The sequence below is a fragment of the Streptomyces sp. NBC_01288 genome (assembly GCF_035982055.1).
Classification (GTDB): domain Bacteria; phylum Actinomycetota; class Actinomycetes; order Streptomycetales; family Streptomycetaceae; genus Streptomyces.
This window is the reverse complement of record NZ_CP108427.1, coordinates 7,277,574-7,304,176: the sequence shown is the minus strand read 5'-3', so window position 1 is coordinate 7,304,176 and position 26,603 is coordinate 7,277,574. Positions and strand designations below refer to the sequence as shown.

26 protein-coding genes are annotated in these 26,603 nt (G+C 69.2%); 13 read left to right on the top strand and 13 right to left on the bottom strand.

What is annotated here, in order from left to right:
* Positions 1-57 precede the first annotated feature (57 nt).
* Entirely contained in the window at positions 58-1,293 is a 1,236-nt protein-coding gene (locus OG194_RS33070; protein ID WP_327404422.1) for a cytochrome P450, read from the bottom strand.
* Between the two features lie 241 nt (positions 1,294-1,534).
* On the opposite strand from OG194_RS33070, the gene OG194_RS33065 reads away from it, so the two are divergent.
* Positions 1,535-2,704 (top strand): steroid 3-ketoacyl-CoA thiolase, encoded by a 1,170-nt coding sequence (locus OG194_RS33065; protein WP_327404421.1) that lies wholly within the window; start codon positions 1,535-1,537, stop codon positions 2,702-2,704.
* Here OG194_RS33065 and OG194_RS33060 read toward each other — a convergent pair.
* Positions 2,688-3,587 (bottom strand): LysR family transcriptional regulator, encoded by a 900-nt coding sequence (locus OG194_RS33060; RefSeq protein ID WP_327404420.1) that lies wholly within the window; start codon positions 3,585-3,587, stop codon positions 2,688-2,690. The genes OG194_RS33065 and OG194_RS33060 overlap by 17 nt on opposite strands.
* A gap of 155 nt (positions 3,588-3,742) precedes the next feature.
* On the opposite strand from OG194_RS33060, the gene OG194_RS33055 reads away from it, so the two are divergent.
* Positions 3,743-4,636: an SDR family oxidoreductase gene (locus OG194_RS33055; RefSeq protein WP_327404419.1), complete on the top strand. Its 894-nt coding sequence runs from the start codon at positions 3,743-3,745 to the stop codon at positions 4,634-4,636.
* Here OG194_RS33055 and OG194_RS33050 read toward each other — a convergent pair.
* Together OG194_RS33050 and OG194_RS33045 are read right to left on the bottom strand one after the other, a co-directional pair.
* Positions 4,620-4,838, bottom strand: coding sequence for a DUF397 domain-containing protein (locus tag OG194_RS33050; protein ID WP_327404418.1), 219 nt, complete (start codon positions 4,836-4,838; stop codon positions 4,620-4,622). The genes OG194_RS33055 and OG194_RS33050 overlap by 17 nt on opposite strands.
* Positions 4,795-5,661: a helix-turn-helix domain-containing protein gene (locus tag OG194_RS33045; protein WP_327404417.1), complete on the bottom strand. Its 867-nt coding sequence runs from the start codon at positions 5,659-5,661 to the stop codon at positions 4,795-4,797. The genes OG194_RS33050 and OG194_RS33045 overlap by 44 nt, the downstream gene beginning before the upstream one ends.
* Positions 5,662-5,783: 122 nt before the next feature.
* On the opposite strand from OG194_RS33045, the gene OG194_RS33040 reads away from it, so the two are divergent.
* Positions 5,784-6,176 carry an ATP-binding protein gene (locus tag OG194_RS33040; protein WP_327404416.1) on the top strand — a complete coding sequence of 131 codons (393 nt, stop codon included), beginning with the start codon at positions 5,784-5,786 and terminating at the stop codon, positions 6,174-6,176.
* Positions 6,177-6,186: 10 nt separating this feature from the next.
* On the opposite strand, the gene OG194_RS33035 is transcribed toward OG194_RS33040, so the two are convergent.
* Positions 6,187-7,062, bottom strand: a complete 876-nt coding sequence (locus tag OG194_RS33035; protein ID WP_327404415.1) for a hypothetical protein — start codon at positions 7,060-7,062, stop codon at positions 6,187-6,189.
* 171 nt (positions 7,063-7,233) lie between these two features.
* On the opposite strand from OG194_RS33035, the gene OG194_RS33030 reads away from it, so the two are divergent.
* Positions 7,234-8,982 (top strand): hypothetical protein, encoded by a 1,749-nt coding sequence (locus tag OG194_RS33030; protein ID WP_327404414.1) that lies wholly within the window; start codon positions 7,234-7,236, stop codon positions 8,980-8,982.
* 15 nt (positions 8,983-8,997) lie between these two features.
* Here OG194_RS33030 and OG194_RS33025 read toward each other — a convergent pair whose 3' ends face one another.
* Positions 8,998-9,855 (bottom strand): alpha/beta fold hydrolase, encoded by an 858-nt coding sequence (locus OG194_RS33025; RefSeq protein ID WP_327404413.1) that lies wholly within the window; start codon positions 9,853-9,855, stop codon positions 8,998-9,000.
* Between the two features lie 292 nt (positions 9,856-10,147).
* On the opposite strand from OG194_RS33025, the gene OG194_RS33020 reads away from it, so the two are divergent.
* The 3 genes from OG194_RS33020 to OG194_RS33010 are packed head-to-tail and all read left to right on the top strand — an operon-like array spanning position 10,148 to position 13,571.
* Positions 10,148-11,350 (top strand): glutamate-cysteine ligase family protein, encoded by a 1,203-nt coding sequence (locus tag OG194_RS33020; RefSeq protein ID WP_327404412.1) that lies wholly within the window; start codon positions 10,148-10,150, stop codon positions 11,348-11,350.
* A gap of 35 nt (positions 11,351-11,385) precedes the next feature.
* The gene (locus tag OG194_RS33015; protein WP_327404411.1) at positions 11,386-12,438 is read left to right on the top strand and encodes a hypothetical protein; all 1,053 of its coding nucleotides are present in this window, start codon (positions 11,386-11,388) and stop codon (positions 12,436-12,438) included.
* A complete protein-coding gene (locus OG194_RS33010) occupies positions 12,435-13,571 on the top strand; it encodes a hypothetical protein (protein ID WP_327404410.1) in 1,137 nt (378 codons plus the stop codon). Before OG194_RS33015 ends, OG194_RS33010 begins: the two co-directional genes overlap by 4 nt.
* A gap of 24 nt (positions 13,572-13,595) precedes the next feature.
* Here the strand turns inward: OG194_RS33010 and OG194_RS33005 are convergent, their stop codons facing one another.
* Positions 13,596-15,659 (bottom strand): bifunctional glycosyltransferase 87/phosphatase PAP2 family protein, encoded by a 2,064-nt coding sequence (locus OG194_RS33005; protein ID WP_327407300.1) that lies wholly within the window; start codon positions 15,657-15,659, stop codon positions 13,596-13,598.
* A gap of 311 nt (positions 15,660-15,970) precedes the next feature.
* Between OG194_RS33005 and OG194_RS33000 the strand changes: the two genes are divergently transcribed.
* Together OG194_RS33000 and OG194_RS32995 are read left to right on the top strand one after the other, a co-directional pair.
* Positions 15,971-17,083 (top strand): DUF2330 domain-containing protein, encoded by a 1,113-nt coding sequence (locus OG194_RS33000; RefSeq protein WP_327404409.1) that lies wholly within the window; start codon positions 15,971-15,973, stop codon positions 17,081-17,083.
* An 85-nt stretch (positions 17,084-17,168) separates the two neighbouring features.
* Positions 17,169-17,849, top strand: coding sequence for an O-methyltransferase (locus OG194_RS32995; RefSeq protein ID WP_327404408.1), 681 nt, complete (start codon positions 17,169-17,171; stop codon positions 17,847-17,849).
* Positions 17,850-17,891: 42 nt separating this feature from the next.
* On the opposite strand, the gene OG194_RS32990 is transcribed toward OG194_RS32995, so the two are convergent.
* A complete protein-coding gene (locus OG194_RS32990; RefSeq protein ID WP_327404407.1) occupies positions 17,892-18,284 on the bottom strand; it encodes a hypothetical protein in 393 nt (130 codons plus the stop codon).
* A gap of 83 nt (positions 18,285-18,367) precedes the next feature.
* Here OG194_RS32990 and OG194_RS32985 point away from each other — a divergent pair, with 83 nt between their 5' ends.
* On the top strand, positions 18,368-18,805 hold the full coding sequence (locus tag OG194_RS32985; RefSeq protein WP_327404406.1) for a J-domain-containing protein: 438 nt from the start codon (positions 18,368-18,370) through the stop codon (positions 18,803-18,805).
* Here the strand turns inward: OG194_RS32985 and OG194_RS32980 are convergent.
* Both OG194_RS32980 and OG194_RS32975 read right to left on the bottom strand, forming a co-directional pair.
* A complete protein-coding gene (locus OG194_RS32980) occupies positions 18,794-19,594 on the bottom strand; it encodes a hypothetical protein (RefSeq protein WP_442811666.1) in 801 nt (266 codons plus the stop codon). The genes OG194_RS32985 and OG194_RS32980 overlap by 12 nt on opposite strands.
* Before the next feature lie 5 nt (positions 19,595-19,599).
* Positions 19,600-20,238 (bottom strand): hypothetical protein, encoded by a 639-nt coding sequence (locus OG194_RS32975; protein ID WP_327404405.1) that lies wholly within the window; start codon positions 20,236-20,238, stop codon positions 19,600-19,602.
* A 177-nt stretch (positions 20,239-20,415) separates the two neighbouring features.
* Between OG194_RS32975 and OG194_RS32970 the strand changes: the two genes are divergently transcribed.
* Together OG194_RS32970 and OG194_RS32965 are read left to right on the top strand one after the other, a co-directional pair.
* Positions 20,416-21,045: a dihydrofolate reductase family protein gene (locus OG194_RS32970; protein ID WP_327404404.1), complete on the top strand. Its 630-nt coding sequence runs from the start codon at positions 20,416-20,418 to the stop codon at positions 21,043-21,045.
* A 10-nt stretch (positions 21,046-21,055) separates the two neighbouring features.
* Positions 21,056-21,547: a GNAT family N-acetyltransferase gene (locus tag OG194_RS32965; protein WP_327404403.1), complete on the top strand. Its 492-nt coding sequence runs from the start codon at positions 21,056-21,058 to the stop codon at positions 21,545-21,547.
* On the opposite strand, the gene OG194_RS32960 is transcribed toward OG194_RS32965, so the two are convergent.
* On the bottom strand, positions 21,540-23,621 hold the full coding sequence (locus OG194_RS32960) for an MDR family MFS transporter (RefSeq protein WP_327404402.1): 2,082 nt from the start codon (positions 23,619-23,621) through the stop codon (positions 21,540-21,542). The two genes, OG194_RS32965 and OG194_RS32960, sit on opposite strands and share 8 nt — an antisense overlap.
* Before the next feature lie 157 nt (positions 23,622-23,778).
* Between OG194_RS32960 and OG194_RS32955 the strand changes: the two genes are divergently transcribed.
* On the top strand, positions 23,779-24,801 hold the full coding sequence (locus tag OG194_RS32955; RefSeq protein ID WP_327404401.1) for a peptidoglycan-binding domain-containing protein: 1,023 nt from the start codon (positions 23,779-23,781) through the stop codon (positions 24,799-24,801).
* A 126-nt stretch (positions 24,802-24,927) separates the two neighbouring features.
* Here OG194_RS32955 and OG194_RS32950 read toward each other — a convergent pair whose 3' ends face one another.
* Positions 24,928-25,587: an HAD-IA family hydrolase gene (locus tag OG194_RS32950; protein ID WP_327404400.1), complete on the bottom strand. Its 660-nt coding sequence runs from the start codon at positions 25,585-25,587 to the stop codon at positions 24,928-24,930.
* Positions 25,588-25,793: 206 nt separating this feature from the next.
* Entirely contained in the window at positions 25,794-26,375 is a 582-nt protein-coding gene (locus tag OG194_RS32945) for a TMEM165/GDT1 family protein (protein ID WP_327404399.1), read from the bottom strand.
* Positions 26,376-26,603 lie beyond the last annotated feature (228 nt).

Below are 26,603 nucleotides of genomic sequence, written 5' to 3'. Positions count from 1 at the left end.
GGGCCGGCGGCGCCGGGATGCCGCCGGCCCGAGCTGTGAGGTCGACCGGGGGTCACCTCAACCGGCGGTCACCTGAAGCTCTTTGACCCCGTTGATCCATGCCGAGCGCAGCCGGCGCGGGTCGCCCGTCAGCGTCAGGTCGGGCATCGCGTCCGCGATCGCGTTGAAGATCAGGTCGATCTCCAGGACCGCGAGGGACTTGCCGAGGCAGTAGTGCGGGCCCCCGCCGCCGAAGCCGAGGTGCGGGTTCGGGTCGCGCATGACGTCGAACTGGTCCGGGTTCTCGAAGACCTCGGGGTCGTGGTTGGCGGAGGCGTAGAAGATGCCGACGCGGTCGCCTTTTTTGATCAACTTGCCGCCGAGTTCGGTGTCTTGGGTCGCCGTGCGCTGGAAGGCGTTGACCGGGGTGGCCCAGCGGACGATCTCCTCGGCGGCGGTCGACGGGCGCTCCCGCTTGTACAGCTCCCACTGCTCGGGGTGGGTGAGGAACGCGTGCATGCCGTGGGTGATGGCGTTGCGGGTCGTCTCGTTCCCGGCGACCGAGAGCATCAGCACGAAGAAGCCGAACTCGTCGGAGTTCAGGTTGCCCTCGTCCTCGGCGGCGACCAGGGTGCTGACGATGTCGTGGGCCGGGCACCGCTTGCGCTCGGCGGCCATTCCCATGGCGTAGGCGATGAGTTCGGCGGCGGACTCGGCGCCGACCTCTTCCGTGATGGCGTACTCGGGATCGTCGTACGCGATCATCTTGTTGGACCACTCGAAGATCTTGACGCGGTCCTCCTGCGGGATGCCGATGAGTTCGGCGATGGCCTGGAGGGGCAGTTCGCAGGCGACCTCGGTGACGAAGTCGAAGGGGCCGGAGTGGGCGCGGGCGCCCGCCACGATCGAGTGGGCCCGGTCGCGCAGGCGTTCCTCCAGCGCGCGGATCGCCCTTGGTGTGAAGCCGCGTTGGACGATCTGGCGGACGCGGGTGTGCTCGGGCGGGTCCATGTTGAGCAGGATCAGCTGCTGGACGTCGAGCGCGTCGCGCGTCATGTGCTCGCCGAAGCGGATGATCGCCGTGTTGACGGTCGAGGAGTAGATCTCCGGGTGGGTGGAGACGTACCGGACGTCGGCGTGCCGGGTCACGGCCCAGTAGCCCTCGTCCTGGAACCCGGCGATGTTGAGGGGCTGCGGTATCCAGCGCACCGGCTCGGCCGCGCGCAGTTCGGCGAACTCCGGTAGCGGGACGCGGTGGTGGAGCAGGTCCGGGTCGGTGAAGTCGAACCCGTCGGGGAGAGCTGGACAGGGCATGAGTGACTCCGGCTGAGTACCGATGGCTTCTGACGGTCCATCAGGAACGTAGGACGCCCGTGAAGGTAATAACGGGTTCTACAAGTCGCAAGAGGCACGGCAAGTCGAATTCCCTGCACGACCCTTGCGGTTGTGGACGGCCTGTCAGCAGACTGCACACAGAACTAGAACGCGTACTAGTTTGCGTGGCGGGTGGCCGGGACGCCCGCGCCGCGCGGTGTACGAGGAGAGGACGTGTCCCATGGTCGCGGAACCCGTCATCGTGGAAGCCGTACGCACCCCCATCGGCAGGCGCGGCGGAGCGCTCGCCAACCTGCACCCCGCCTATCTCCTGGGCGAGACCTACCGTGAACTCCTCGGCCGCACCGGCATTCACGCCGACTGCGTCGAGCAGGTCGTCGGCGGCACGGTGACCCATGCCGGCGAACAGTCCATGAACCCCGCGCGCAACGCCTGGCTGGCCATGGGGCTGCCGTACGAGACGGCGGCCACGACGGTCGACTGTCAGTGCGGCTCCTCGCAGCAGGCCTCGCACATGACCGCCAACATGATCGCGGCGGGCGTCATCGACGTCGGGATCAGCTGTGGCGTCGAGGCGATGTCACGGGTGCCGCTGGGGTCGGGGTCGAAGCACGGACCCGGGAAGCCGTTCCCGGACGAGTGGAACGTGGACCTGCCCAACCAGTTCGAGGCCGCCGAACGCATCGCCCGCAACCGGCAGTTGACCCGCGAGAACGTCGACTCGCTCGGCCTGATCTCGCAGGAGCGGGCGGCCATCGCCTGGTCCGAGGAACGCTTCAAGAAGGAGACGTTCGCCGTCCAGGTGCCGACGACGGAGGACGAGCAGCGCGCCGGGCACGGCATGTGGCGGCTCGTCGACCGCGACGAGGGCCTGCGCGACACCTCGATGGAGGCGCTGGCGCGGCTGAAGCCGGTCATGCCAACTGCTGTGCACACGGCGGGCAATTCCTCGCAGATCAGCGACGGGGCGTCCGCGATCATGTGGGCGTCGAAGCGGATGGCGCGGGCGCTGAAGCTGCGGCCCCGGGCGCGGATAGTGGCTCAGGCGCTGGTTGGATCGGACCCGCACTACCACCTCGACGGGCCGATCGACGCGACGCGGGCCGTGCTCGGCAAGGCGGGCATGACGCTCAAGGACATCGACATCGTCGAGATCAACGAGGCGTTCGCGTCCGTGGTGTTGAGCTGGGCGCAGGTCTTCGGCCAGGACCTGGAGAAGGTCAACGTGAACGGCGGTGCGATCGCCCTCGGTCATCCGGTCGGGGCGACGGGCGCGCGGCTGATCACCACGGCTCTTCACGAACTGGAGCGCTCCGACAAGGAGTTCGCGCTGATCACGATGTGCGCGGGCGGGGCGCTGGCGACCGGAACGATCATTCAGCGGCTGTAGCAAGCCAGTTGTCGGGGTGCAGGTGCTCCTCGGCGCAGGCGCGGAAGGCCGCGAGGAGTGGGCGGCGCTCCTCGCCCGCACGGACGGCCAGCACGACCGGGACCGGGGCCACGCCGTCGATCGGGACCGTCGTCAGATCGAGCCGCAGGCCCTTTCTGACGGCGCCCGCCGGAACGATCGCCACCGCCTCGCCCGCCGCGATGACTTCGAGCTTGTCCTCCAGCTCCCGGACGAACGGCCCGTCCGGCGCGGGGCGGCCGTCCGGGCGGGGGTCGACGCGCCAGAACGCGTTGAACTCCTCGTCGGGGAACCGGGGTACGGGCTCGTCGGCGATGTCGTCGATGCTGACGCGCTCCTTGCCGGCCAGCCGGTGGCCGACCGGCATCAGCAGCATCCGGGGCTCCTCGCAGAGGACGCTGACGCTCAACCCCTCGGTGGCGAACGGGAGTCGGCCCACCACCACGTCGACCCGGTGCTCCAGCAGGGCGGACGGCAACTCGCCCCAGCCGAGGAAGCGGCTGTGCACGTCGGCCTCCGGGTGCCCGGCGCGCAGGGCACGCACCGCCGGGGTGATGATCAGCCCGGTCATGAACCCGACGACGCCCCGGCTGGGCTGCCCGACCTCCCGCACCACGGCCACCGCCTCCGCCGCCGACCGCAACAGCGCCTGGGCCCGGGGCAGGAACGCCCGCCCCGCTTCGGTGAGTTGAGTGCCCTGCGCGGTCCGGTCGAAGAGCCGCACGCCCAACTCGCTCTCCAGGCGCCGGACATGACGACTGAGGGACGGCTGCGCGAGGTGGAGCACGGCCGCCGCCCGCCCGAAGTGCAGTTCCTCGGCGACGACGGTGAAGCAGCGCACGAGGCGCAGATCCAGGTCACTCATACCTCGACTGTACGACGCCGCAACCGCGCGAGCTGCGCTGATACCGGAAATGAATCACGTCTTCCGGAGTCGGTCTTGGACGGGCGGGGTGCGGCGGGCGCAGGCTGAAGGCACACCGAATGTTCCGACCCGACTGTGATCAGGGTGATTTCGTCATGCGTGTTTTCGTCACCGGAGCGACCGGATTCGTGGGCAGCGCGGTCGTCCGCGAACTGCTCGACAACGGCCACCAAGTGCTGGGCCTGGCGCGTTCCGACGCGTCGGCCGAACGTCTCGCGGCGACCGGGGCGGAGGTGCACCGGGGTTCGCTGGAGGACCTCGACGCCCTGCGCGCGGGCGCGTCGGCGTCCGACGGTGTGATCCACACCGGTTTCATCCACGACTTCTCGAACTACGCCGCCTGCGTCGCGATCGACCTGAGCGCGGTGCGGGCGCTCACGGAGACCCTCGCGGGTTCGGACCGCCCCCTCGTCGTCAGCTCCGTGATGAGCCACGGCCGGACCGAGGACGACGTACCCGACCCCGCCGCCCGCCCCGACCTGGTCCGCCTCCCCGCCGAGGTCACGGCCCTGACGGCGGCGGCACGAGGCGTCCGTTCGTCGGTGATACGGCTGCCGCAGGTGCACGGCGAGGGGGATCACGCCTTCGTCCCCGGCGTGATCGAGATCGCCCGCGCCAAGGGCGTCTCCGCGTACCCCGGAGACGGCACGAACAGCTGGGCCGCCGTCCATCGCGACGACGCCGCGGTGCTGTTCCGGCTGGCCCTGGAGAACGCCTCGGCGGGCACGGTCCTGCACGCGGTCGACGACGAGGGCGTCCCCGTACGGGAGATCGCCGAGGTCATCGGCAAGCGGCTGGACCTACCGGTGAAGAGCGTGCCGGTCGAGGAGGCCGGGGCCCACTTCGGCTGGCTGGGCCACTTCTACGCGTCCGACCTGGTGGGCACGAGCACGGTCACCCGGGAACGGTTCGGCTGGACCCCGACCCGGATCGGCCTGCTTGCCGACCTCGACCACGACTACTACTTCGAGGTCAACCAGCCGTCGTAGCCGACCAGTTGACGAAGCTCGTGAACGCGGCGGGGCCGAGGGTGAGGATCGGTCCCGCCGGGGTCTTGGAGTCGCGGATGGCGAGAGTGGTGGGGGTGGTGGTGTTCAGGGTGGTGATGCAGGGGGTTTCGGCGATCTCTATGCAGTTGCCGCCCTCGTCACCGCTGTAGCTGGACTTCCGCCACTGAGTCCCCGTCGGCATCGCGTTGTTCCCCATAACGTTCCTCCATTACGCGCCGCATCAGCTTCGCCGAGTCTTTGATGGAGAGAGCGGCAGCCTGGAGATGATCGTAACGGAGCGAGCACTTCTTGACGGTGGCTGGGTTGGCGGTTGGATACCCGCTGCCGCCATAGCCCTCCGTGTAGACGATCGGCGGGTCGCTCTCGAACCGATAGAGGTCGAAGGAACCTTGCAGCCCCGCGTGAGCTCCCACCGCGAACGGCAGGATCTGGATGTTGACTCGGGGGTTGTCCTCATATGCCAACAGGCGCGCGAGTTGCCCCCTCATCGCCTCGGGTCCACCGATCTGTTGGTACAGAGCGGACTCGCTGAGGATCGCCCAGAAGATGGGCGGCTCCTCCTTCTCGAAGATGTTCTGCCGAGCCAGCCGCACTGCGGTGCGGTCGTCGAGGTTGCCCTGGTCCAGCGCACCGAGCACGGCACGCGCGTACGCCTCGGTCTGGAGGAGACCGTGGATCATGTGCGTCTCGAAGCTGAGGATCTCGACAGCCCGCGCCTGCAACTCGGCCACCTGCCGGAACCAGGAAGGGAGTTGACTGCGCAGCACCAGATCGAGCAACCGGGTCAGCAGCCCACCGGTGTTGAGTGCGGCGTCGATCTGCCTGCTGAACTCCAGCGTGGGGAGCTTCTTGGCCGTCTCGATCTGGCCGATCAATGACCCGGTGTAGTTGATGATGACGCCGAGCTGGCGTTGGGTGAGACCGGCCGCTTCCCGATAGCGGCGCAACTCGTAGCCGTAGTAGTCCAGCGGCGACGCCCCTGGATCAAGCGTAGCGATGTGCACGCGAAGCCCCCTGTCTCCGTCTCCCGACAATGCGCACCCGTAAACGGGTTGTATTCATGCCATTGCCGAGGGTAGCGACGGGGCGCCAGTCTCGTAGTGTGAACGAACCAATTCCCCCCGCCATGCTGGCCGTTCCCCACCGCCGGCAGTACGTCATGCACCTCACCGTGGGTGAACACTCGGCCCGGCACATCCGCCGTATCGTCCGCTCGTTCCTCCTGGAGTGGGGCATGCCGGAGCTGTCCGACACCGTCGAACTCGCCATGACGGAGCTGGTCGCCAATGTCGTACGGCATGTTCCGGACCGGCGCTGCGGACTGCTGTTGCTGTGCCAGACGGCCGGCGTACGCGTCGAGGTGAGCGACAGCTCCTCCCAACTCCCGGACCTGCACACCGACTTCGACGCCGAGTCGGAGAACGGGCGCGGGCTCGTGATCCTGGACGCGGTGACGGACAAGTGGGGGGTGACCCGGGCGGCCGGAGGCGGGAAGACGGTGTGGTTCGAGTGCTCCTGAACTCGGGCCGTCAGCCGGAGAGTTCGGCGGTGTCCGTGGTGTCCTCGGCGGGCGGGGTCTTGACGCTCACGGACGGATTGAGGTCGAGGAAGGTGACAGTCAGGTCGAGTGTCCCGCCGTCGGTGTCGTACCGCGCGGGGATGGTCCTGCCCCGCACCCGGAAGCGCTTGGCGTGGTCGTCGCCGTCGACCCACAGGTCCATGGTGAGGGCGCCGTCGACACCCTGATTCACGAACTGGTCGACCCGCTCCATGCGGAGGTCCCGGGTCGCCTTGTCCTTGGCGGCGCTCTGGGCCGCGCGCAGGTCGCGGCTGGTGACCGTGCCCCGGTAGTGCATGGCCTTGGTGCCGTCGACGGTCTCGGTACCGATCCTCCGCACGTCCTTGGAACCGGCCAGGAACGTGGACTGCACGACCGGGCTCACCTCCATCGAACGGGGCAGCACGCGATAGGAGTTGTTGTTCGACGCGCCACGCCCCCACACGGCCGGCTCGGCCCTGACCCAGTTCTTGCCGCCCGACATCGCCGGGTCGAGGTCGCTGCCGCCGAGGTAGATCGCCTTGTCGACGAACCGGATGTCCAGCCCGCCCTTCGCACGCGCGCCGGTCACGGTCATCTTCATGGTCATGGCCGTCGCTTTCGTCTTCTCCGTCTTCATGGACGCCTCGGCCGTCAGGCGCCCCCGCTCGGGCACGGTCCCGGTGACCCGGTAGCGGAGCGAGGTGATGTCCTCGGAGTTCTCCGCGACCTTCGCCACGGCCGCTGCAGGCGCCAACTTGGCGGAGTCCTCCTCCGCGGAGTCATCTCCGCAGCCGACCGCTCCCCCGCCGAGCAGTACGGCGGCGAACGCCACGCCCGTAGCTCTGCGCGGCACGGAGTCACGCATCAGAATCCCCACAAGTCCCCCCGGAATCAGGTGTGTTCACCTCGGTCAAGGCCGTGATCTTACGCAGGGACGTCACGTCGACGCCAAGCTGATTACCAGTGGCACGGGCGAGACCTTTGTCTACCGGCAGGCGTGCGGAGTCACTCGTCCCGGTGACTCCGGCCGCCCCCGATGAACGTTTCCCAGGTGTTTCGCGTCTCCGTTCACATGCTCCCCGCCGAACACCACAACCTGGTCCGGCCGGTGAACACGGCCCCGCAGCGGAACCAACTCCTCCGTAACTTCCGTGCCCGCCACCGCTTACCCCTCCTCGCCACGCTCCCCACGCTCCCCCTGTATGCCGTGTGGTGGGCGTTCCTCGCCACCGGCGGGGGCGATCTCGCCGCGCAGGACGCGTGGGCCGACTTCGCTTCGCAGCACGGGAGATCGGCGTACAACCTGTTCTGGTACGGCGGGATGCACACCGCCAACTACAGCCTGATCTCCCCGTACTTGATGGCCGCGGTGGGTGTGCGGACGGTGACCGTCCTCTCGGGGCTCGCCGCCTCCTGGCTGGCGGCGGTCCTCGTCACCCGTACCGGTATCCGCCGGCCGCTCGGTCCCGCTCTCCTCTGCTCACTCGCCCTGTGGTGCAACGTCGCCTCCGGCCGCACGACCTTCGCGCTCGGTATCGCCCTCGCGCTCGCCGCGTGCGTGCAGCTCACGCGGGAGCGGCGGCTTGTCCTCACGGCGATTTACGCCGCCCTTGCCACCATGGCCAGCCCTGTCGCGGGGCTGTTCCTGGCCGTCGTAGGGGCCGCGTTTCTTGTTGTGCGGGACTGGCGGCGGGCGGGCGGGTTGATGGTGCCGCCCGCGCTTGTCGTCGGCGTGACGACCGTCTTCTTTCCGTTCACCGGTGAGCAGTTGATGCCGCCTGGTCGGATCTGGCCGCCGGTGGTGTTAGGGCTTGCGGTGGCCGCGCTGGCTCCGCGGGCTTGGCGGGTGGCTCGGTGGAGCGGTGCGGTGTACGCGGCGGGGACTGTTGTGACGTATCTCGTGCCGTCGCCGGTCGGTACGAATGTGGAACGGTTCGCGGAGTTGTTCGCGCCGGCCGTGTTGCTGGCGGTGCTTTTGGGTGCACCGCGTATGCGTTCCGCGAGAGAGGTGGTTTCTTCGGCGCGGGCCGGTGGGGGCTGGGCGCGCAGTTCCCCGCGCCCCTTTGGGGCGCTCTCCTGCTCGGGGCGCAATCTGGTGATCCTCGCCCTCGTCTTCTCCGTCTCCTGGGTGGGGAAGAAGACCGTCGACGATCTCCAGGTCTCGACCGTCGTGCCGGCCTGGGCCAGTGACACGCAGCCCGTCGTGCACGAACTGGAAGGGCTCGGGTCCGGTCGTACGCGGGTCGAGGCCGTGCCGGCCCGTGACCATCGCGAGGCCTCCGAACTCGCGCCGCACATCAATCTCGCCCGGGGCTGGAACCGGCAGCTCGACATGGAACGCGCCCGGCTCTTCTACGACGGGACCTTCTCCGCGGCCACCTACCGGGCCTGGCTGGACCACTGGGCCGTCGGGTTCGTCGTCCTGCCCGAGGCGACCCCGGACGGCTATGCGAAGGACGAGGCGGCTCTGGTCCGTTACCGGCGCCCCGCCTGGCTGGAGCCGGTGTGGCACGACGCCCACTGGCGGGTCTACCGGGTGCGGGACGCCGTACCCCTGGTGTCGGAGCCGGGGACGGTCGTGCGGACGACCAGTGCCGATCTCGTCGTCCGCGTCTCCCGGCCGGGGCCGGTCACCGTCCGCGTCGCGTACTCGCCGTGGCTGCGTGCCGACGGCGCCTGCCTCACCAAGGCCGGCGACTTCACCCGGCTGACGGTGCCCGCGGCGGGCGAGTACCGCATCAGCTCCGAATACGGTCGCCCGTCTCCGGCTCCGACTCGGTGTTGATCAGCGGACCGGTTCTCAGCCGATGGATTTCAGCTCGCGCGAGAGGAAATCATTCTCGATGAGATCGAAATGGCCGAGTCCGGTAATAGCGAGCTCGACATTGGCCAAATTCAGACCATGGCGCCGCACCGCGTTCCGCATACCGTCCAGATGTTCTTCGTAGTCGGCCGAGAGTACGACTTTGACCACGTCCGCGACTTCAGCCACCCTGGTGACGCGAGCGCCGAACTGATCGTATCCCGCGGGGTCCCAGTAATGGATCATGTCCGTGGCAAGTTGATGCACCTGACCGAAATCTTTCGACGTAATCTTGAGCGCATAACTGCACAGCGACCGGAACACCGCCTGATCATTCGCCAGGCCCACGAGTTCTTTCAGCGCGGAGGTGGGATCACGGCGGTCGGCGGATGCGAAGAGCCGCGAGATCGTCATGGTCGACTGGTTCACATTGGGGTCGAGCAGGAGAACACCGGCGACCGGGGGGCACCTGCGAACGGGGGCGGCCGTCCAGTGTTCCGCGAGCTGTAGTACCAGGTCAGCGCCCAGGGAGAACCCGATCAAGATGATCCGCTTGTGCGGATTCTCGCGGCCGATCCACTCGACGAAGTCCGCGACCATCTCGACATGCCTACTGGCCGGCACCGGAGGAAGAGGGTCCGCATGCCCCGGCGCATAACCGGCCAGGCTGACGGCGATCCCATGGGTGTCGTGTGTCTCCAGATACTCCTGATAGTCAGTGGCATCAAGCCCCAGACCGTGAAAAAACATACTGATCGCAGGAGAATCGGCCACACGTTCCAAATAGGTCAGCTGCCCGAATTTTTCATGAGCCAGACGGTCGGGAAGCGGAACGGTCGTCATGAAATCGGTCACTCTCTCGAAGGTCTGGATGATGAATCCACTGCCAGAGACCCCAGACCCTAGCCCAATACCCGACCCACACGTGCGGGAATCGGGATTTTTAGGCCAGGCTGTGTCGGCATGCTTCAGGCACCCCTGGACGTGGGTAAAGAGCACCCGCACCCAATACATTCCTGTGACTTACCTGAATGATCCAACGGTCCGGGGGGAGCGTGCTTCATTGGAAAGTGCGTTGAGTGAGTTGGACGCCAGAAGGCTGATCTTCAATCACTCGCTGTCGCGAGAGCGCGTGGGTCGTATAGGCGTGGAGCTGGAATGGTTCGTCCTGCCGGTGGACGATCCTGGACGGCGGGCGAGCGCGGCGGAACTCACCGGTATCGCCCGGCTGGCCGGGAAACCGCTCCCGGAAGGGAGCCGGATCTCCTGGGAGCCCGGTGGACAGCTGGAGTTGAGCGGCCCGCCCCGCAATTCGCTGCAGAGCTGTATCGACGCCGTAGCCGCTGATCTGGCCGTACTCCGGAGCCGGGCCCAGTTGTCGGGGATGCGGCTCCTGGGCGCCGGCCTCGACCGCCGTCCCCCTCGGTTCACCGTCGCGCTGCCCCGCTATCGGGCGCTGAAGGACTATTACGCGCAGCGCGGCGGCGTCGGCGACGCCCTGCTGTGCAACACCGCGTCCGTGCAGGTCAACGTGGACGCCGGGGACGGCTCGGACGGATGGCGGGGACGCTCACGACGCTGGTTGATCGCCAACGCCCTGGGGCCCGTGCTGATGGCGGTCTTCGCCAACTCCCCCGTCCTGGAGGTGTGCGGCCCACGGGAGACCTCCGCCGTCTCCGGGCGGCAGTTGCTGCGGTTCCGGGCCGACCGCTTCCGCAGCGGACCGCTGCCTCCGGGCAGTGATCCGCGCAGCGTGTGGACCCGGTACGCGTTCGACGCACAAGTGGTGTCCATACGCCGGCCGGGCCCCGCTCACGTGCTGTCCTCCCCTTACGGGGCACAGGAGTTGGACGACTACGCGGCGACCTGGGAGTCCGCGCCCGCCGGGCTGTCCCTCGGGCACTGGCTGCGCGGCATGGGCCCGCGCGCGGTACGCGCCGAGGACGTCTTCCACCATCTCAAGTCGCTGGTGCCGCCCGTCCGCGCCTGCGGGCACCTGGAGTTGCGCATGATCGACGCTCAGGCGGCCGACGACTGGGTGGTGCCCGTAGCCGTGGTGGCGGCGCTCATGGACGACAGGACCAACTCCGACGCGCTCTCCTCGCTCATCCGGGCCGCGTCCCTGGTTCCCTCGCGTCACGACTGGATCAACGCCGCGCGGAACGGCCTGGCCGACCCCGAACTGCGTACGCTCGCCCGGACGCTGATCCCCATGGCCCTGGCCGGGGTACGGCGGCTGGGGGTGTCACCGGAGGTGTCCGACGCGGTGGAGCGTTTCGCGGAGAACTACACGCTGAGGGGGCGTTCTCCCGCTCAGTCGCGGCTGCCGAACCGCATGGCGGTCGCGTGAGCCGCGCCTCTCGTCTCTGAAGGAGTGACAGGACCGTGCTCTCCACACGCAAGGAGTCACTGCTCAAGACCCTGACCGACATGGGGCGGCACCAACAGGGGAACCACGGCTGGTCCCTGTTCCACGAGTGTCTGAGCGAGGTGGCCGCGTCCGAACGGACCGGCGGGCTCGACGAGTTGCTGGCCGCGCTCTGGTCGCGGCGGCCCGACATCAGCGACACCCACGCCATCACCCTGATCGGCATCGCCGTACGTCAACTCGCCCTCCAGGACACGGCGTTCGCGGATGTGTTCCGCGCGGAGCTGTCCCCGCCACGGCGTACTCCCGTCCTCGCACGCGCTCTTGCGGAACGGGCGGACGACATCACCCGCCTGATGGAAAGCCGCTCCAACTCGTACACCGGAGCACGCAGGTTCCTGGTGCCGCAGCTCGTCGTCGGAGCCTTCGCCGAGTTCCGGCGCCTTCGCCGGGTCCGGCTCCTCGACCTCGGCACCAGCATCGGGCTGCTGCCGCGCCAGCTGAACAACCGACGGATATTCGACCGCTTCGCCAAAGACCTGCGCTGGCAGCCCGCGGCGCCCGAATTCCGAAGGATTCCGCTGGCCTTCGTCGCCGGCGTCGACCGGCCGCCGCTGCCCACGCTCGACTGGGTCCGGGCCTGTCACGGCCCCTCCGACTACTACGAGCAGCGGTTCGAGGAGGTTCGCTGGTCACTGGAACAGGCCGAACCGGCGGACACCGAGCGGGTGTTGGAGCCACTCGACATCCTCGACCTGCCCGCGCTGGCCGGTTTCCTGGAAGCCCATCGCATCAACGTGGTGACCTGCAACTTCGTGTTCTACCAGTACACCGAGGACGTCACAAGGCGGATCATCGAGACCGTGGTGGGCGCGATGGAGAACCCGAGCCTGCTGTTGAGCATGGAACCCAGCCACGCGCTGACCCGGATGGGATGCGTCGTGCACGCCTATCCGGACGGGAGCCCGAAGCCACTGCATGTCGCGGATGTCTCCGACGGACATTTCGTGGGCACCGTGACGGTGCGCGACGGGTTCACCGAGCTCGCGGGACAGGGCTGGAGGCGATGATCCAGCACTGGCCGCTGGTCGAGCGCGCGGTCGCCTTCGCCGCCCGGCGCAAAGCGGCCGTCACCCTGGTCGGAGGCGCCCTGGGGGCTGCCATCGGGATCTACAGCGACGAGGCGCGTGCCGTGATCGGATGGACTTGGAGCCACGTGATCGCCGGCGGCACGCTGGTGATCCTGGCCGTCACCGGCATCGCCTCCCTCGCCTGGTGGGCGCGCGGCCTCGCCGAGCGCCGGCGCGAAATGCGACGCGAGGTCGTGAAGCGCTTCTTCGACATCCACGCGGACGACTTCGAGGAGGATCTCCCGTCGGACAACGCGGTCATAGGGCGACAGCTCTGGTATCTGGAGCGCCGTACCGAGTCGTCCGATCTCGTCGTCCTCTTGCACGGACTCGGCCTCGACGCGGACGACTTCCGGCCGTTCATGAATGTCGCCCGGCAGCACACGGCCGCCATCACGCTGTTCGGGCACAACGCGGAAGAAGCAAGAGACGGCCGATATCGCCCCATCGGGATAGTCGCCCACACCGATCTCATCAGCGGAGCCATCAACAACCTGCACCGGCAGTATCCGTACAAGCGCATCACCCTGGTGGGATTCTCCGTTGGCTGCGACATGCTCTTCCGCCTGGCCGAGTTGTGGCGGGACCATCCGGAGCGGCAGCCGAAGATCAAGTCGGTCCTGCTGCTCGACCCGAACATCAACCATTCCACGATGGTCATTTCGGGAAAGGTGGCCCACCTCAATCCGGATCAGCCGCTGGCCGAACTGAAGCGAATAGCGCAGATCCCGGAAGAACTCGTGGAGTTCCAGAACTTCTGCGAGTACCTCCACAAGATCAGCGGCAAGGACCTGGGGCAGGTGCAGCGCCATGCGGCGGACCTGTGGGACTACTGGGAGCCGGACGGCCAGTACGAGCTCTTCTTCCAGCGCGTCGAACGCATCAGGTCCATCAGCGACAGGACCAAGGTGTTCTTCTCGATCCATTTCGAGCATCGGTTCAACAACGTCGTCGCGCTGGCCCGGCAGCGTGGCATCAGGCAGGTCTTCGATCTGCGCCGCGTGGATCATTTCGAGTTCTGCCAGGACACACTCCTCAAGCGGGAGGTGGGAGCCCTGATCCGGGGCGGCTGACCGGAGCAACCGCCCCGTACCGCATCAGCTCCGAATACGGTCGCCCGTCTCCGGCTCCGACTCGGTGTTGATCTCAAGCGATTTGGGCCGTAGCGAGCGTGCCCTCGGGCCCTGGAAGACGTACGCCAGGCCGAAGCCCGCGGCGACTACCGCCGCGCCGCCGGCCGCGTCCAGGATCCAGTGGTTGCCGGTCGCGACGATCGCGGAGACGGTGAAGAAGGGGTGCAGGAGGCCCAGGGCCTTCATCCACCACTTGGGGGCGAGGGCGAAGATGACGACGCCGCACCACAGGGACCAGCCGAAGTGCAGCGAGGGCATCGCCGCGTACTGGTTGGTGAGGGCGGTGAGGGTGCCGTAGTCCGGCTTGGAGAAGTCCTGGACGCCGTGGACCGTGTCGATGATGCCGAGGCCGGGGAGCAGGCGGGGCGGGGCCAGCGGGTAGAGCCAGAAACCGACCAGGGCGAGGAGGGTGGCGAAGCCCAGGGCCGAGCGGGCCCAGCGGTAGTCGACCGGGCGGCGCCAGTACAGGACGGCCATGACCGTCAGGGGGACCACGAAGTGGAAGGACTCGTAGTAGAAGTTGAAGAAGTCCTTGAGGAAGTCGACCTTCACGACCCAGTGGTTGACCGCGTGCTCGATGTCGATGTGCAGGAAGCGCTCGATCGAGAGGATCTCGTGGCCGTGGTGTTCCGCCGTGGCCCGGCCGCCCGAGTTGGTGCCGCCGGTCGCCGCGAGGCGGACCTGCTGGTAGGCGGCGTAGGTGACGCGGATCAGGAGGAGTTCGAGGAGGAGGTTCGGGCGGGTCAGGACGCGGCGCAGGAACGGGAGCAGCGGGACGTGCTTCCAGCGCGTGGGGACCGGCTCGGCGTACTCCGTGGGGATCGGGCGGCGGTAGTACTCGGAGGTGCGGGACAGGAACGGGACCATGGTCGCGGCGGCGAGCGCCATGAGCAGGACGACGTTGTCACGCAGCGGGTAGAGGGCCGCCATGTTCGGCAGCATCATCTTCGCGGGCAGGGTGACCACGAGGATCACCGCGATCGGCCACACGAAGCGGTCCGAGGCCCGCTTGCCGACCCGGCCGACCACCGCGAGCAGCACCCACAGCAGCTGGTGCTGCCAGGTCGTCGGCGACACCGCGATCGCCGCGCAGCCCGTGATCGCGACCGCGAGCAGCAGCTGTCCGTCACGCGCGTACCGCACGGCCCGGCGCAGGCCCAGGTAGGTGACGGCCGCGCCGAGGGCCAGGAACAGGCCGATCTCCAGCGGGCCGGTGAGGCCGAGGCGCAGCAGCGCGCCGTGCAGCGACTGGTTGCCCAGGCCGTCGGCCGCGCCGCCGAGGCCGGCACCGGCCATGTGGTGCACCCAGTAGGTGTACGAGTCGTGCGGCATCGCGGCCCACGCGATCGCCACGCTCGCGGCGAACGTCAGCATGGAGGTGACGGCGGCCCGGCGCCGGCCGGTGAACCACAGCAGCGGCGCGAACAGCAGCACGGTCGGCTGGAGCGCGGCGGCGAGGCCGATCAGCACCCCGCTGGACCGCTCGCCGCGCACGGTGAAGCAGCCGAGCAGGACGAGCAGGACCGGGATGATGCTGGTCTGGCCGAGCCAGAGGGTGTTGCGCACCGGCAGCGACAGCATGAGCAGGCTGATCGCGACGGGCGCGGCGAGCAGCGAGGCACGGCGGGTGACGGGCTTGGGCAGGGCGCGGGAGACGACCAGGCCGAGCGCGACGACCAGCAGCAGCGTGCCGAAGGTCCAGCCCCAGCCGAGGGCCTGTTCCGCGGCCCGGGTGAGCGGTTTGAGGACGAGCCCGCCGAAGGGGGTGCCGGTGAACTGCGTCGAGTCGTACAGCGAGCCCTTCACATGAAGGACGCCGTTCGGTCCGACCCAGGTCTCCAGGTCGGTCAGCCGGTCCCCCTGCGGGGTGCTGAGGACCACGGCCACCTGCCGTACGGCGAGGACCGCGGCGACCAGCCACAGACCCAGGCGCGCCACACGCAGCCGTGCCCTGGCCGTCTGGGCGGCACTCGACCCGAATGCTCCCGCGGCTCCCGCCGGTCCCCCGCTGTGCTCCACGTTCGCCACGCCTCGTAGGCCTCCGCCCCGCTCGTCCCACGCGATCACGCGCGTGGTTGTTCCCTCTGGGAACCCTATGAGGTTCGCACCCCCTGCGGGAGAGACGCAGGCAACCCCCCCTTCACCTGACGTCCGCCCTCCTTTTGTCCGGATGACGATAGTCGGCCCCCGGTTGCCTGGACACGGCAAATAACTACGCGCTTCCGACCGGCCCGACGGCCCGATAGCTTGTGGACATGATCGGTTTACTGATCGTTTCGCCGCGGGGGTCACTACTGAAGTCCTTGCGGAGGCAGGGGCGGGGGCGGGCACGCGCGCGCGTGACGGCCGTCGTCCTGGCGCTGTTCGCCCTGCAACTCGGATCGCTGGTGTCCCCGGCCTGGGCATGCGGCTGCGGCGCCCTGGTGCCGGGCGGTTCGCAACAGGTGGCGGTGGGACGCGAGGCGTCCGTGGTGCGCTGGGACGGGCGCCAGGAGCAGATCGTGATGCGGCTCACTGTCTCCGGGGACGCGCGCCAGGCAGCGTGGATCATGCCGGTGCCGCACCGGGCGACGGCCACGCTCGCCGACCCCAAGCTCTTCGACGCGCTGAACACGCTCACCGCGCCCGTGCACCGCGCCCGCTCGCACTTCTGGCCCCAGGACGGCGACTGGCCGCTCGTCTCCGGCGGCGCCGGCGGCGGCCCCCCGCCCGGCGCCGTGACGGCTCCCGGAGTGGGCGTGGTCGGCCGTGAGCGGCTCGGCCCCTTCGACGTGGCCCGGCTGACGGCCACCGACCCGGACGCGCTCGGCGACTGGTTGCACACGAACGGGTTCGTTCTGCCGTCCCGCCTTGACCAGGCCCTTCAGCCGTACGTCGACCAGCGCTGGGAGTACGTGGCCATCCGCCTCGCCCCCGCGACCGCCGGCACGGCCCTGAACGGCGCCCTCGACCCCCTGCACCTCACCTTCGCCGCCGAGTCCCCCGTCTACCCGATGCGCCTGTCCCGCCTGGCCGGCACCCCGCAGTCGCTCGGCCTGTACATCTTCGCCGCGCACCGCATGAAACTCAGCAGCACGATCGGCGGCTCGCAGCCGCAGGTCGCCTACGCCGGCCGCGTCACCACCACCTCCGGCCCACTGGCCGCCCTCGCCAAGGGCACCCCGTTCCTGACCGCCGTGAACCAGGAGTTCCCCGACCCGTCCCGCATCACCGGCGACCACCTGCTGCGCCGCACGGCGACGGACGCGACGTTCCAGCAGGTGATCTACGAGGACCACCTGAGCAAGGTCGCGGGCGTCCCGGCATGGCTGCTGACGATCGGCGGGGGCCTGGCGGTCCTCACGACGACCGGCGTCCTGCTGGCCGTACGGCGATCCCGGCGGACGCGTCGGCCGGAGATCCCACCGCCCCCGGCGTTTCCACCTCCGCCGACGCGCGCGCCGGGTAGTTGACTCGGGGAGCCGGCACGGGTGGTCGGCCCCTGTCACTGAACACACTGCTGGACACACTGCTGGACATGACGAAAGGCACGAGCACATGAGCGAGTCACAGGTGTGGGACGACGTCGACGACTACTTCATCAGCCAACTCGCCCCGGACGACGAGGTGTTGGAGGCGACCCTGCGCGACAGCGAGGCCGGCGGCCTCCCTCAGATCGCGGTGTCCGCCGCCGAGGGCAAGCTGCTGCACCTCCTGGCCCAGATCCAGGGCGCCTCGCGCATCCTGGAGATCGGCACGCTCGGCGGCTACAGCACGATCTGGCTGGCCCGCGCGCTGCCCGCCGACGGCCGGCTGATCTCCCTGGAGTACAGCCCGAAGCACGCGGAGGTCGCCACCCGCAACCTCGCCCGCGCGGGCCTGGACAAGATCGTCGAGGTACGGGTGGGCCCGGCCCTGGAGTCCCTGGCCCAACTCGCCGACGAGACCGCCGAGAACCCAGCCCCCTTCGACCTGGTCTTCATCGACGCCGACAAGGTCAACAACCCGCACTACGTGGAGTGGGCCCTCAAACTCACCCGCCCCGGCAGCCTGATCATCATCGACAACGTGGTCCGCGGCGGCCGGGTGGCCGACCCGGACAACACGTCACCGGACGTCCAAGGCACGCGCACCGCGATCGAGTTGATCGGCTCGCACGCGCGCCTGTCGGGGACGGCGATCCAGACGGTGGGCAAGAAGGGCTACGACGGTTTCGCGCTGGCGCGCGTGCTGGCCTAGCACCCTTCCGGCCCTCCCGGCTCTCCGGGCCCTCCCGGGGTCTCAACCCTCGTGATAGAAGCCGACGTTGACGCTGCGCGGCCCGGTGCGGTCCTGGATGACGATCTCGCCGCTCCCGCCGCGCGGCAACGGCACGCTGCCGCCGTAGCCGACGGTCTGGGCGTACTCGCCGACGATCAGGCGTACTTCGGAGGACGGGTCGGGTTGGGAGCCTCTCAGCCAGCTCACCTGCCAGATGCCCTCGGGTCCGCACAGGAACTCCAGATGGACCCGCGAGATGAACAGCCAGTCGTCCGGTGTCACCAGCCGGCACACCGTCTCGTCGCGGCCCACCCGCAGCACCGCGCCCGGGTCACTGGGCGCGTCGGCCATCAGCATGCCGGCCGTGGCGCCCTCGTCCGTCCCGGAGACCGAGGCCATGGTGAGTTCGAGCACGTGCGCTCCCCTATGAAGTGTCCTTACAGCAGCGGGCGCATGATAAATCGCCCGGCGCCACCGCGTCCGGCACAATTGAAGTCATGACCGAGCGAAAGCCACCGGGTGTGTCCTTCGAGTCCTGGGTCGACAGGCAGATCCGGGAAGCCGAGCGGGCCGGAGAGTTCGCCCGACTACCGGGTGCGGGCAAGCCGTTGCCGTCCGGCGCCGACACGACGTACGACGAACTGTGGTGGATCAAGCAGAAGATGGCCCGCGAGGGCATCTCCGTGCTGCCGCCGACGCTGGCCCTGCGCAAAGAGGCCGAGGACGCCCTCGCTGCGGCGTACTCGGCCCCTTCGGAGCGGATCGCACGGCAGATCATCACCGAAGTCAACGTGAAGATCCGCGACATGATGTTCAAGCCGCCGCCCGGCCCCCCGCTGGGAATGAAGCCCTACGACGTCGAAGAGGTCGCGCGGGAGTGGCGGGAGCGCCGGGCGGTTGACGGAACAGGTGGATCTGACGGGTCAGATGTGTAGCAGCCGCTCGGTCAGCTCGCGGTAGTCCCGCAGGGCCAGGCGGAGTTGCTCGGTGTCGTCCGAGCCGTCGGTGCCCTTGGACTCCCAGGAGCCGTGCAGGGTGGCGCGGCGCTTGGTGACGGCCTCCGTGAAGCGGGCGGCGACCTCTTCCAGTACGTGGTCGGCCTCCTCCACGGCGGACCGGGGCTCGTCGACGAACCCGGTGACCGCGTGCTGGAGCCGCAGGCTGAACTTGTCGCTCTCGTCGTGCGCCAGCAGGCTGCCGTTCTCGGCGTCCTGCGGGACACGCCGTCCGTTGCCGGAGGCGGCACCGCTGGCGACGGCCGGGGCGGGCTCGGGGGCGTGCACGGGGCGGGCCGACGGCTCGGAGCGGTCGGTACGGTCCGAGCGCTCGGTGCCGGTCGTGTCGCCGGTGCGCGGGCTCGGGATCGCCCGGTCGGTCTCACGCGACGAGGTCGTCGATGTCGTCGTCGGGGTCGATGCGGTCGGCGTCCTCTCGGACGAGCCGAGCGGCGTCACCTTCTCGGAGCCTCGCGGTGCCGACTTGTCGTCGGTGGTCCTGCTGTCGCCGGTCCTGCCGTCGGTGGACTTGTCGTCGCCGGTCCTGCTGCCGAACGGCTTGGTGCCGGACCCGGTCGCGGTACCGGACTCACGCGACGCCTTCTCGGCATCCCGCTGCTCGGCGGTCTTGTCCATGGTCCTGTCGGCTTCCTTGCGGTCGGCGCGCTCCGCGTTCGTGCTCCTGCTCGCGTCCGTGTTGTCGCCGGTCGGCCGTATCGCGTCGGACATATAGCTCAACTCCCCTTCAGTGCCTGCTTGTTGGATGCGCCGATCGAGTGGCGGCCGCCGCGCCCGTGCGCGTTGCCGTTACGGCTGTCGTCGCTCACCAGGTCGTCGAAGAGGGCGCGGGCTTCGAGCATGGCCTCGCGCATCTCCTCGGTGCCGGCCTGGCTCTCCGGTGTGCCGTTCGTCCGCGCGGTGACGACGCGGTGCACGCGCCGGTAGCCGTGGACGTGGTGGGCGTGGTGCACGGACAGCGCGTCGAACTGCTTCTCGTACTCGTCTACGTCGGGGAAGCCGCGGGCCCCGGCCACCTCACCGAGCAGCTGGTCGACGTCGGACATGGCCTGGCGGGGCGAGTCAACGAACAGCTCCTGGGCGGAGGCCCAACGGGCCTGGTACTGCTCACGGGCCGCGGGCTCCAGCGGCTGCTCCTCCAGCGAACCGTGCTCCTGGACTCGGGCGCCGAGCTCCTGCTCGGCGGCCTTCGTGTCGCCGTCGTGCCGGGCCACGGTCCGCTCGTACTCCGGCCCGAAGCGGCGCTTCAGGCCCGAGCCGCCGGTCGCGCCTCGGGCACGCAGCGCCAGGGCGGCCGCGGCAGCGACCACGCCGACCACGATCACGATCAAAACGATGATCACGCCTGTGGACATGAGTGCCTTCCGGGTTCTTGGTCAACCGGCTCTCGTAGTCGGTCGGTTCATCTACCGGGTTGCCTCAAAGGCCCTCTTCAAACGACGGCCACACCTCGGCGGAATTCGTGGTGCGGGTGTGTCGATTCCGCCTCACCCCGTTCGACGCACGGGTAAGAACCGATCGAGGAGGTAGTCATGGGTGAGGTCGTCGCACGGCTGGCCGTGTCGCTGGACGGGTACATCGCGGGGCGGGAGTCGGGGCCGGAGCATCCGCTGGGCATCGGCGGGGAGCGGCTGCACGCGTGGGTGTTCGGGCTGCGGAGCTTTCGCCGGATGCAGGGATGGGAGGGCGGGGCGGGCGGCCCGGACGACGAGCTGCTCGCCGAGTGGATCGAGCGGCTGGGGCCGGTGGTCATGGGGCACGGGATGTTCGTCAGCGGGGAGACCCCGTGGGGTGACGAACCGCCGTTCCACGCACCGGTGTTCGTCGTCACGCACCAGCCGCGGGAGTCGGTGGTGAAGAAGGGCGGCACGACCTACCACTTCGTCACCGAAGGCCCCGGCCGCGCGCTGGAGCTGGCCCGCGAGGCAGCCGGCGACAAGGACGTCTCCCTCGCGGGCGGCGCCGATCTGGTCCAACAGTTCATCCGCGCCGGGTGGTTGGACGAACTGCTCCTGCACGTCGTGCCGGTCCTCGCGTGCGGCGGGCGCCGGCTGTTCGACAACGTGGGCGACGCGCACATCGAGTGGACGAAGACCCAGGTCCTGGACACCTCCCCCGAGGTGACCCATATCCGGTTGCGCCGCGCCCCCACCGGCTCCTGACAATGGCGGCATGACCTGGACGATCGCCCCGGAACCCTACGACTCCCCCGTCGCCGCCGCGCTCTGGCGGGCGTACTACACCGAGGTCAGCGACCGCTGGTACCTGCTGCACGAGAACCGTCGGACGGACCCCGCCGAACTGGAGCGGGAGATCGCCGCCCGCACCGGCGCCGAACTCGCCCCGCCCGGCGGCCAGTTGCTGGTGGGGTGGTACGAGGGTGCGCCGGCCGGGTCGGCGGGCGTACGACTCCTCGACGCGACGACCGCCGAACTCACGAGGGTCTTCGTCCACGAGGGGACGCGCGGTCGGGGCGGCGCTCCGAGGCTCGTCACGGCCGCCGAGGACGCCGCCCGCGAACTGGGCGCCAAGGCGATGGTCCTCGACACCCGGAACGACCTGGTGGAGGCCCGCGCCCTGTACGCACGGCTCGGCTACGAGGAGACCGGGCGGCACAACGACGACCCGTACGCGGAGCACTGGTTCCGTAAGAACCTCAACTGAGCTTCGCGGCCGTCCCGTTGTGCGGCTGCTCGCTGTCCGACCCGCACAGCTCGCCGTTGAGTTCCTTCACCAGCTGGATCAGATCGGTGGGCCGGTCCGGTCCCCACCAGTCCCCCAGGGTCTCCGCGAGGGACTCCTCACGGGCCTGGGACAGCTTCTCGGCCACTTCCCGTCCCTGGTCGGTCAGTCGGAGGTCGAGACCCTCGCGTACGGCCAGCCCGCGCCCCTCGATCTGACGGACGGCGGCAAGGATGACGGTCAGCGGCACGGAGCTGCGCTCGGCCAGCACTCCCGGTTCCGCCCAGCCGTCCCGCTTGATGCGCAGCAGCAGCCAACTGGCCGCGGGCTGAAGGTCGTAGCCCGCTCTCTCAGTGATCGTCCTGTAAATCTCGCGGCGCCCTTCCCTCGTGCCGAGCACGGACAGCGCGCGGCACACCTCGTCGTAGGAGGACCGTTGGACGGGGTTGCTGGCGAGGGTCTCGGTGACGTCGGGCGCCGTGACCGAGCCGCGCAGCTTGTCCTCCTTGAGGAACCACGCCAGGACGAAGCCGACGAGGGCGACGGGGGCGGCGTAGAGGAAGACGTCGGTGATGGACGAGGCGTAGGCGTGGAGGGCCTCGGGGCGTACGGCGGGCGGGAGTTGGGAGATTCCGCGCGGGTCGGACTCCAGACCGTCCGGGGTGACGCCCGGCGGCAGCGAGGTGCCCCGGAGAGCATCCGTGAGCTTGTCGCCCAGGCGGCTCGCGAAGACCGTGCCGAAGATGGCGACGCCGAACGAGGCCCCGATGGACCGGAAGAAGGTCGCGCCGGAGGTGGCGACGCCGAGATCCTCGTACGAGACGGCGTTCTGCACGATCAGCACCAACACCTGCATGACCAGGCCGAGTCCGAGCCCGAAGACGAAGAAGTACGCGCTCATCTCGGCGGTGGAACTGCCCTCGTCGAGGCGGTGGAGCAGGAGCAGGCCGAGGGCGGTGATGCCGGTGCCCGCGATGGGGAACACCTTCCAGCGGCCGGTGCGGCTGACGATCTGGCCGGAGGCGGTGGACGAGATCAGCATGCCGAACACCATCGGCAGCATGTGGACGCCGGACATGGTCGGCGTGATGCCCTGCACGACCTGGAGGAAGGTCGGCAGATAGGTCATCGCGCCGAACATCGCGAAGCCGACGATGAAACTGATGACGGCGGCGAGCGTGAAGGTGCGGACGCGGAAGAGCTTGAGCGGGAGGACGGGTTCGGCGGCCCGGCGCTCCACGGCGACGAACGCCCCGATCAGCACCACACCCAGCACCGCGAGCCCGATGATCTGCGGCGAACCCCAGCCCCAGGTGGTGCCGCCGAGCGAGGCGACGAGAACCAGGCAGGTCGCGACCGCGGCGATCAGGAAGGTGCCGAGGTAGTCGATGACGTGCCGGGTCGACTTGCGCGGGATGTGCAGGGCGGTCGCGATGACGGCGAGGGCGACGACGCCGACGGGGAGGTTGATGTAGAAGACCCAGCGCCAGCTCAGATGCTCGGTGAACAGCCCACCGAGGAGCGGCCCGAGGACACTCGTCGCGCCGAAGACGGCACCGAACAGCCCCTGGTAGCGCCCGCGTTCGCGCGGGGAGACCACGTCACCGACGATCGCCATCGACAGCACGATCAGCCCGCCGCCGCCGAGTCCCTGCAACGCCCGGAAGCCGATCAGCTGGGGCATGTTCTGCGCCGCGCCACAGAGCGCGGACCCGATGAGAAAGATCACGATCGCGATCTGGAACAGCCTTTTTCGGCCGTACTGGTCGCCGAGCTTGCCCCAGAGCGGGGTCGCGGCGGTCGAGGCGAGCAGATACGCGGTGACCACCCACGACAGATGCTCCAGCCCGCCGAGATCGCTGACGATCGTCGGCAGCGCGGTCGACACGATGGTCTGGTCGAGGGCGGCGAGCAGCAGCCCCAGGAGCAGCGCCCCGATCGAGACGAGGACGTTGCCCGACACGTGTTCCTGAGCGGAACTGCCCCGCTGCGGGGGCCTCTCCGGTGGCTGCGCGTCGTGCACATTCCCCGTCATACCGTGCGCATCGCCGGCCATGAAGACCTCCTGCGGCTCTCGTTACACATCCATCGTGATCGGTATGGCGGGTTACGGCCTGTTGAGTCCGTTTGGAAGCTGTCATTCCGGGGGTCGGAGGAGACGGCGTGAAGGAGATCCGCATAACCTCTGGAGTCCGACGGGGAGGGACGAACACGTGAACGAGGCGAAGGGCCACATATGCCCGCAGTGCGGGGCACCCCGGGCATCCGACGGCTCCCCGTCCTGCGCCTGCACCCAACGGGCGTCCGACGCGCTGCGCGACGCGCGCACGGCGGAGGCGGCAGCGGCGGAGGACTTCGACCCGCTGCGGATCAGGCCGTATGTGGAACTGGACGGCAACCCGCAGGAGCAGCCGCCCGCACCGGTGCCGCCGCCGGCACCCGAGGGTGAGACCCAGCGGCTGCCGGCGGTCGAGGAGACGATGCTGCTGCGAGCGGTGTCCCCCTCAACGGCCGCACCGGCTCCTCAGGGGGACACGTCGATCCTCCCGACCCCGACGGACCTGAGCCTGTTCGCGGACGGCAGTAGCGCCGAGGGCACCCCGGACCACCCCACGGACGACGAGGACCCCCCGCGCCGCCGCAACCGCCGCACCGTCCTCCTAGCCGTCACGGGAGCCGTCGTAGCGGTGGCCGCGGTGGCGGGTTTCGCGAGCGGCATGTTCTCGTACGAGCCCCCGTCGCGGGACGAGGCGGCCCCCCAGGGCGTACGGGCAAGCGTCCCGACGGCATCGAAGAGCGGGTCACCGGCAACACCGTCCACAACCGGCTCCACGTCCGCACAGCCGACGTCGGCGTCCCCGACCCCCTCCCTCAGCGAGCCCCCGTCACCGACGGCGTCATCGACCCCGTCCGCCACGGCGTCGACATCGGCGTCCCCCAGCCACACCCCGACGCCCACCGCCACCACCTCGACACCCTCCGCCACCGACCGCCAGGGCAACAGCACCCCCACCACGATCCTCCAACGCGGCGACGAAGGCCCCGAGGTAACCGAACTCCAGCTCCGCCTGACCCAGTTGAGGCTCTACACCGGCCCCGACAACGGCATCTTCGACAAACAGGTCCAGACGTCCGTACGCACCTACCAGGTGGCCCGAGGCATCACATCCGACACGCTGGGGGTGTACGGGGCGGCTACGCGGGCGCGACTGGAGTCGGAGACGACCGAGCCGTGACGCTGCGCCGACCCGAGGGCCAGCGCCCCAAAGGGGCGCGGGGAACTGCGCGACCAGCCCCCACGGCGCGGCACCCGCAAACACAACCCCAGGAGGCACAACCGACGCGCCACCCCCAACCCGCCCCTACCCCACGTGCAGCCGAATCCCCCCGCCCCCCAAATCCTCAACCCGCACCTCACGCAGATCCCGCACCACCACATCCGCCCGATGGAACCCGGCCTGCGGCCCAACCCCCACCACCCGCATCCCGGCCGCCCGCCCGGCTGCGATACCCGCCCCGGAGTCCTCGAAGACAATGCAGTCCGCGGGCGCGATGCCCAGTTCGGCGGCACCCTTCAGAAAGCCCTCCGGATCAGGCTTGCTCGCGCCGACGGACTCGGCGGTGATCCGAACCTCCGGCAGCTCCAACCCCGCCGCCCCCATCCGCGCCGTGGACAGCGCGACATCCGCCGACGTGACAAGCGCGTGCGGCAGCCCCCGCAAGGACGCCAGAAACTCCCGCGCACCCGGGATCGGCACCACGCCGTCGACGTCCGCGGTCTCCTCGGCCAGCATGCGGGCATTCTCCGCGTAGTTCTGCTCCATGGGCCGGCCAGGCAACAGCAGCGCCATCGACGCGTACCCCTGCCGCCCGTGCACGACCTTCATGACCTCGTCCGCGTTCAGCCCGTGCCGATCGGACCAGTTCCGCCAGATCCGCTCGACGACCGCGTGCGAGTCGACGAGGGTGCCGTCCATGTCCAGCAGGAGGGCGCGGGCGGTGAGCACGGTGGTGGCCGTCATCGGCAGGCTCCAAGGAACGGGAGAGAGAAACGCGGGTCAACCCCCGGAGGGACAAGGTGGCCCCGCCCGCCGGTCAGGGAGAACGGACGGGAACCACTTTGTTTCCCTACGGTACAAAACCGAACCGGCATCGCGCCACCGCCCCCCGGAACAGTTCACCCACCGTTCAGCTCACCCCGCCGAGCCAAAGCCCCCATCGGCCCCCGTCACCCGGCGACGGCCTCCCACAGACTCCACGCCCCCAGCCCCAGCATCAGCACCGCCGCGACCTGCGTGATCAACTTCAACGGCACCCGCTTCATCAGCGCCTTTCCGCCCACGATGCCCAGCCCGGCCACCGCCCACAACGCCAGCACCGCACCGAGCCCGACGGAGAACGGATCGTCGTAACGGGCCGCGAGGTTGGCCGTCATGATCTGGGTCAGATCACCGAACTCGGCGACCAGAATGAGCATGAAACCGGCGCCGGAGACCCGCCAGAAGGACTGGTCCTTCGGCTTGCGGACCTCCTCCTCGTCGTCACCCTTCTTGAAGAGGAGCACCGCGGCCCCGCCCAGGAAGAGCACACCGGTCACCGCGGCCACCAACTGCTGCGGCAGCAGCGTCAGTACACTGCCCGCCGCCACCGCGAGCACGACATGGAGAAGGAACGCGGCGGCGACGCCGGCGAAGACGTACGAGGCGCGGTAACGGGTGCCGAGGACGAGTCCGGCGAGCGCGGTCTTGTCGGGGAGTTCGGCGAGAAAGACGACGCCGAAAACGAGCGCCGTCACGCTGATGCTGATCAAGATTCCTCAATCGGTCGGGGCTGCCCCACCGAGAGTGTGTTTGCTGTCCGCGGACACCTCGGCACGGCAGCGCACACGAAAAACGACTAGTGCACTGCTTTACCGAAGGTCTCGCTGGCCGACCCATCCCACCTGCGAGATGAACCTGCCTCCGGGCGCCGGCTCAGACGAGCTGAGCAGTATGTCGACGGTCCGGCGAAGAGCTACTCCCCTTCTGCGCCATCCACT

Coding starts and splice junctions, on each gene's coding strand:
- OG194_RS32980 (WP_442811666.1), bottom strand. CDS start 19,594: ATGTCCGACGCGATACGGCCGACCGGCGACAACACGGACGCGAGCAGG.
- OG194_RS33070 (WP_327404422.1), bottom strand. CDS start 1,293: ATGCCCTGTCCAGCTCTCCCCGACGGGTTCGACTTCACCGACCCGGAC.
- OG194_RS33035 (WP_327404415.1), bottom strand. CDS start 7,062: ATGCGTGACTCCGTGCCGCGCAGAGCTACGGGCGTGGCGTTCGCCGCC.
- OG194_RS32975 (WP_327404405.1), bottom strand. CDS start 20,238: ATGTCCACAGGCGTGATCATCGTTTTGATCGTGATCGTGGTCGGCGTG.
- OG194_RS32995 (WP_327404408.1), top strand. CDS start 17,169: ATGAGCGAGTCACAGGTGTGGGACGACGTCGACGACTACTTCATCAGC.
- OG194_RS32950 (WP_327404400.1), bottom strand. CDS start 25,587: ATGACGGCCACCACCGTGCTCACCGCCCGCGCCCTCCTGCTGGACATG.
- OG194_RS33010 (WP_327404410.1), top strand. CDS start 12,435: ATGATCCAGCACTGGCCGCTGGTCGAGCGCGCGGTCGCCTTCGCCGCC.
- OG194_RS32960 (WP_327404402.1), bottom strand. CDS start 23,621: ATGGCCGGCGATGCGCACGGTATGACGGGGAATGTGCACGACGCGCAG.
- OG194_RS33040 (WP_327404416.1), top strand. CDS start 5,784: ATGCTGGCCGTTCCCCACCGCCGGCAGTACGTCATGCACCTCACCGTG.
- OG194_RS33060 (WP_327404420.1), bottom strand. CDS start 3,587: ATGAGTGACCTGGATCTGCGCCTCGTGCGCTGCTTCACCGTCGTCGCC.
- OG194_RS32985 (WP_327404406.1), top strand. CDS start 18,368: ATGACCGAGCGAAAGCCACCGGGTGTGTCCTTCGAGTCCTGGGTCGAC.
- OG194_RS33065 (WP_327404421.1), top strand. CDS start 1,535: ATGGTCGCGGAACCCGTCATCGTGGAAGCCGTACGCACCCCCATCGGC.
- OG194_RS33055 (WP_327404419.1), top strand. CDS start 3,743: ATGCGTGTTTTCGTCACCGGAGCGACCGGATTCGTGGGCAGCGCGGTC.
- OG194_RS32970 (WP_327404404.1), top strand. CDS start 20,416: ATGGGTGAGGTCGTCGCACGGCTGGCCGTGTCGCTGGACGGGTACATC.
- OG194_RS33030 (WP_327404414.1), top strand. CDS start 7,234: ATGAACGTTTCCCAGGTGTTTCGCGTCTCCGTTCACATGCTCCCCGCC.
- OG194_RS32965 (WP_327404403.1), top strand. CDS start 21,056: ATGACCTGGACGATCGCCCCGGAACCCTACGACTCCCCCGTCGCCGCC.
- OG194_RS33050 (WP_327404418.1), bottom strand. CDS start 4,838: ATGCCGACGGGGACTCAGTGGCGGAAGTCCAGCTACAGCGGTGACGAG.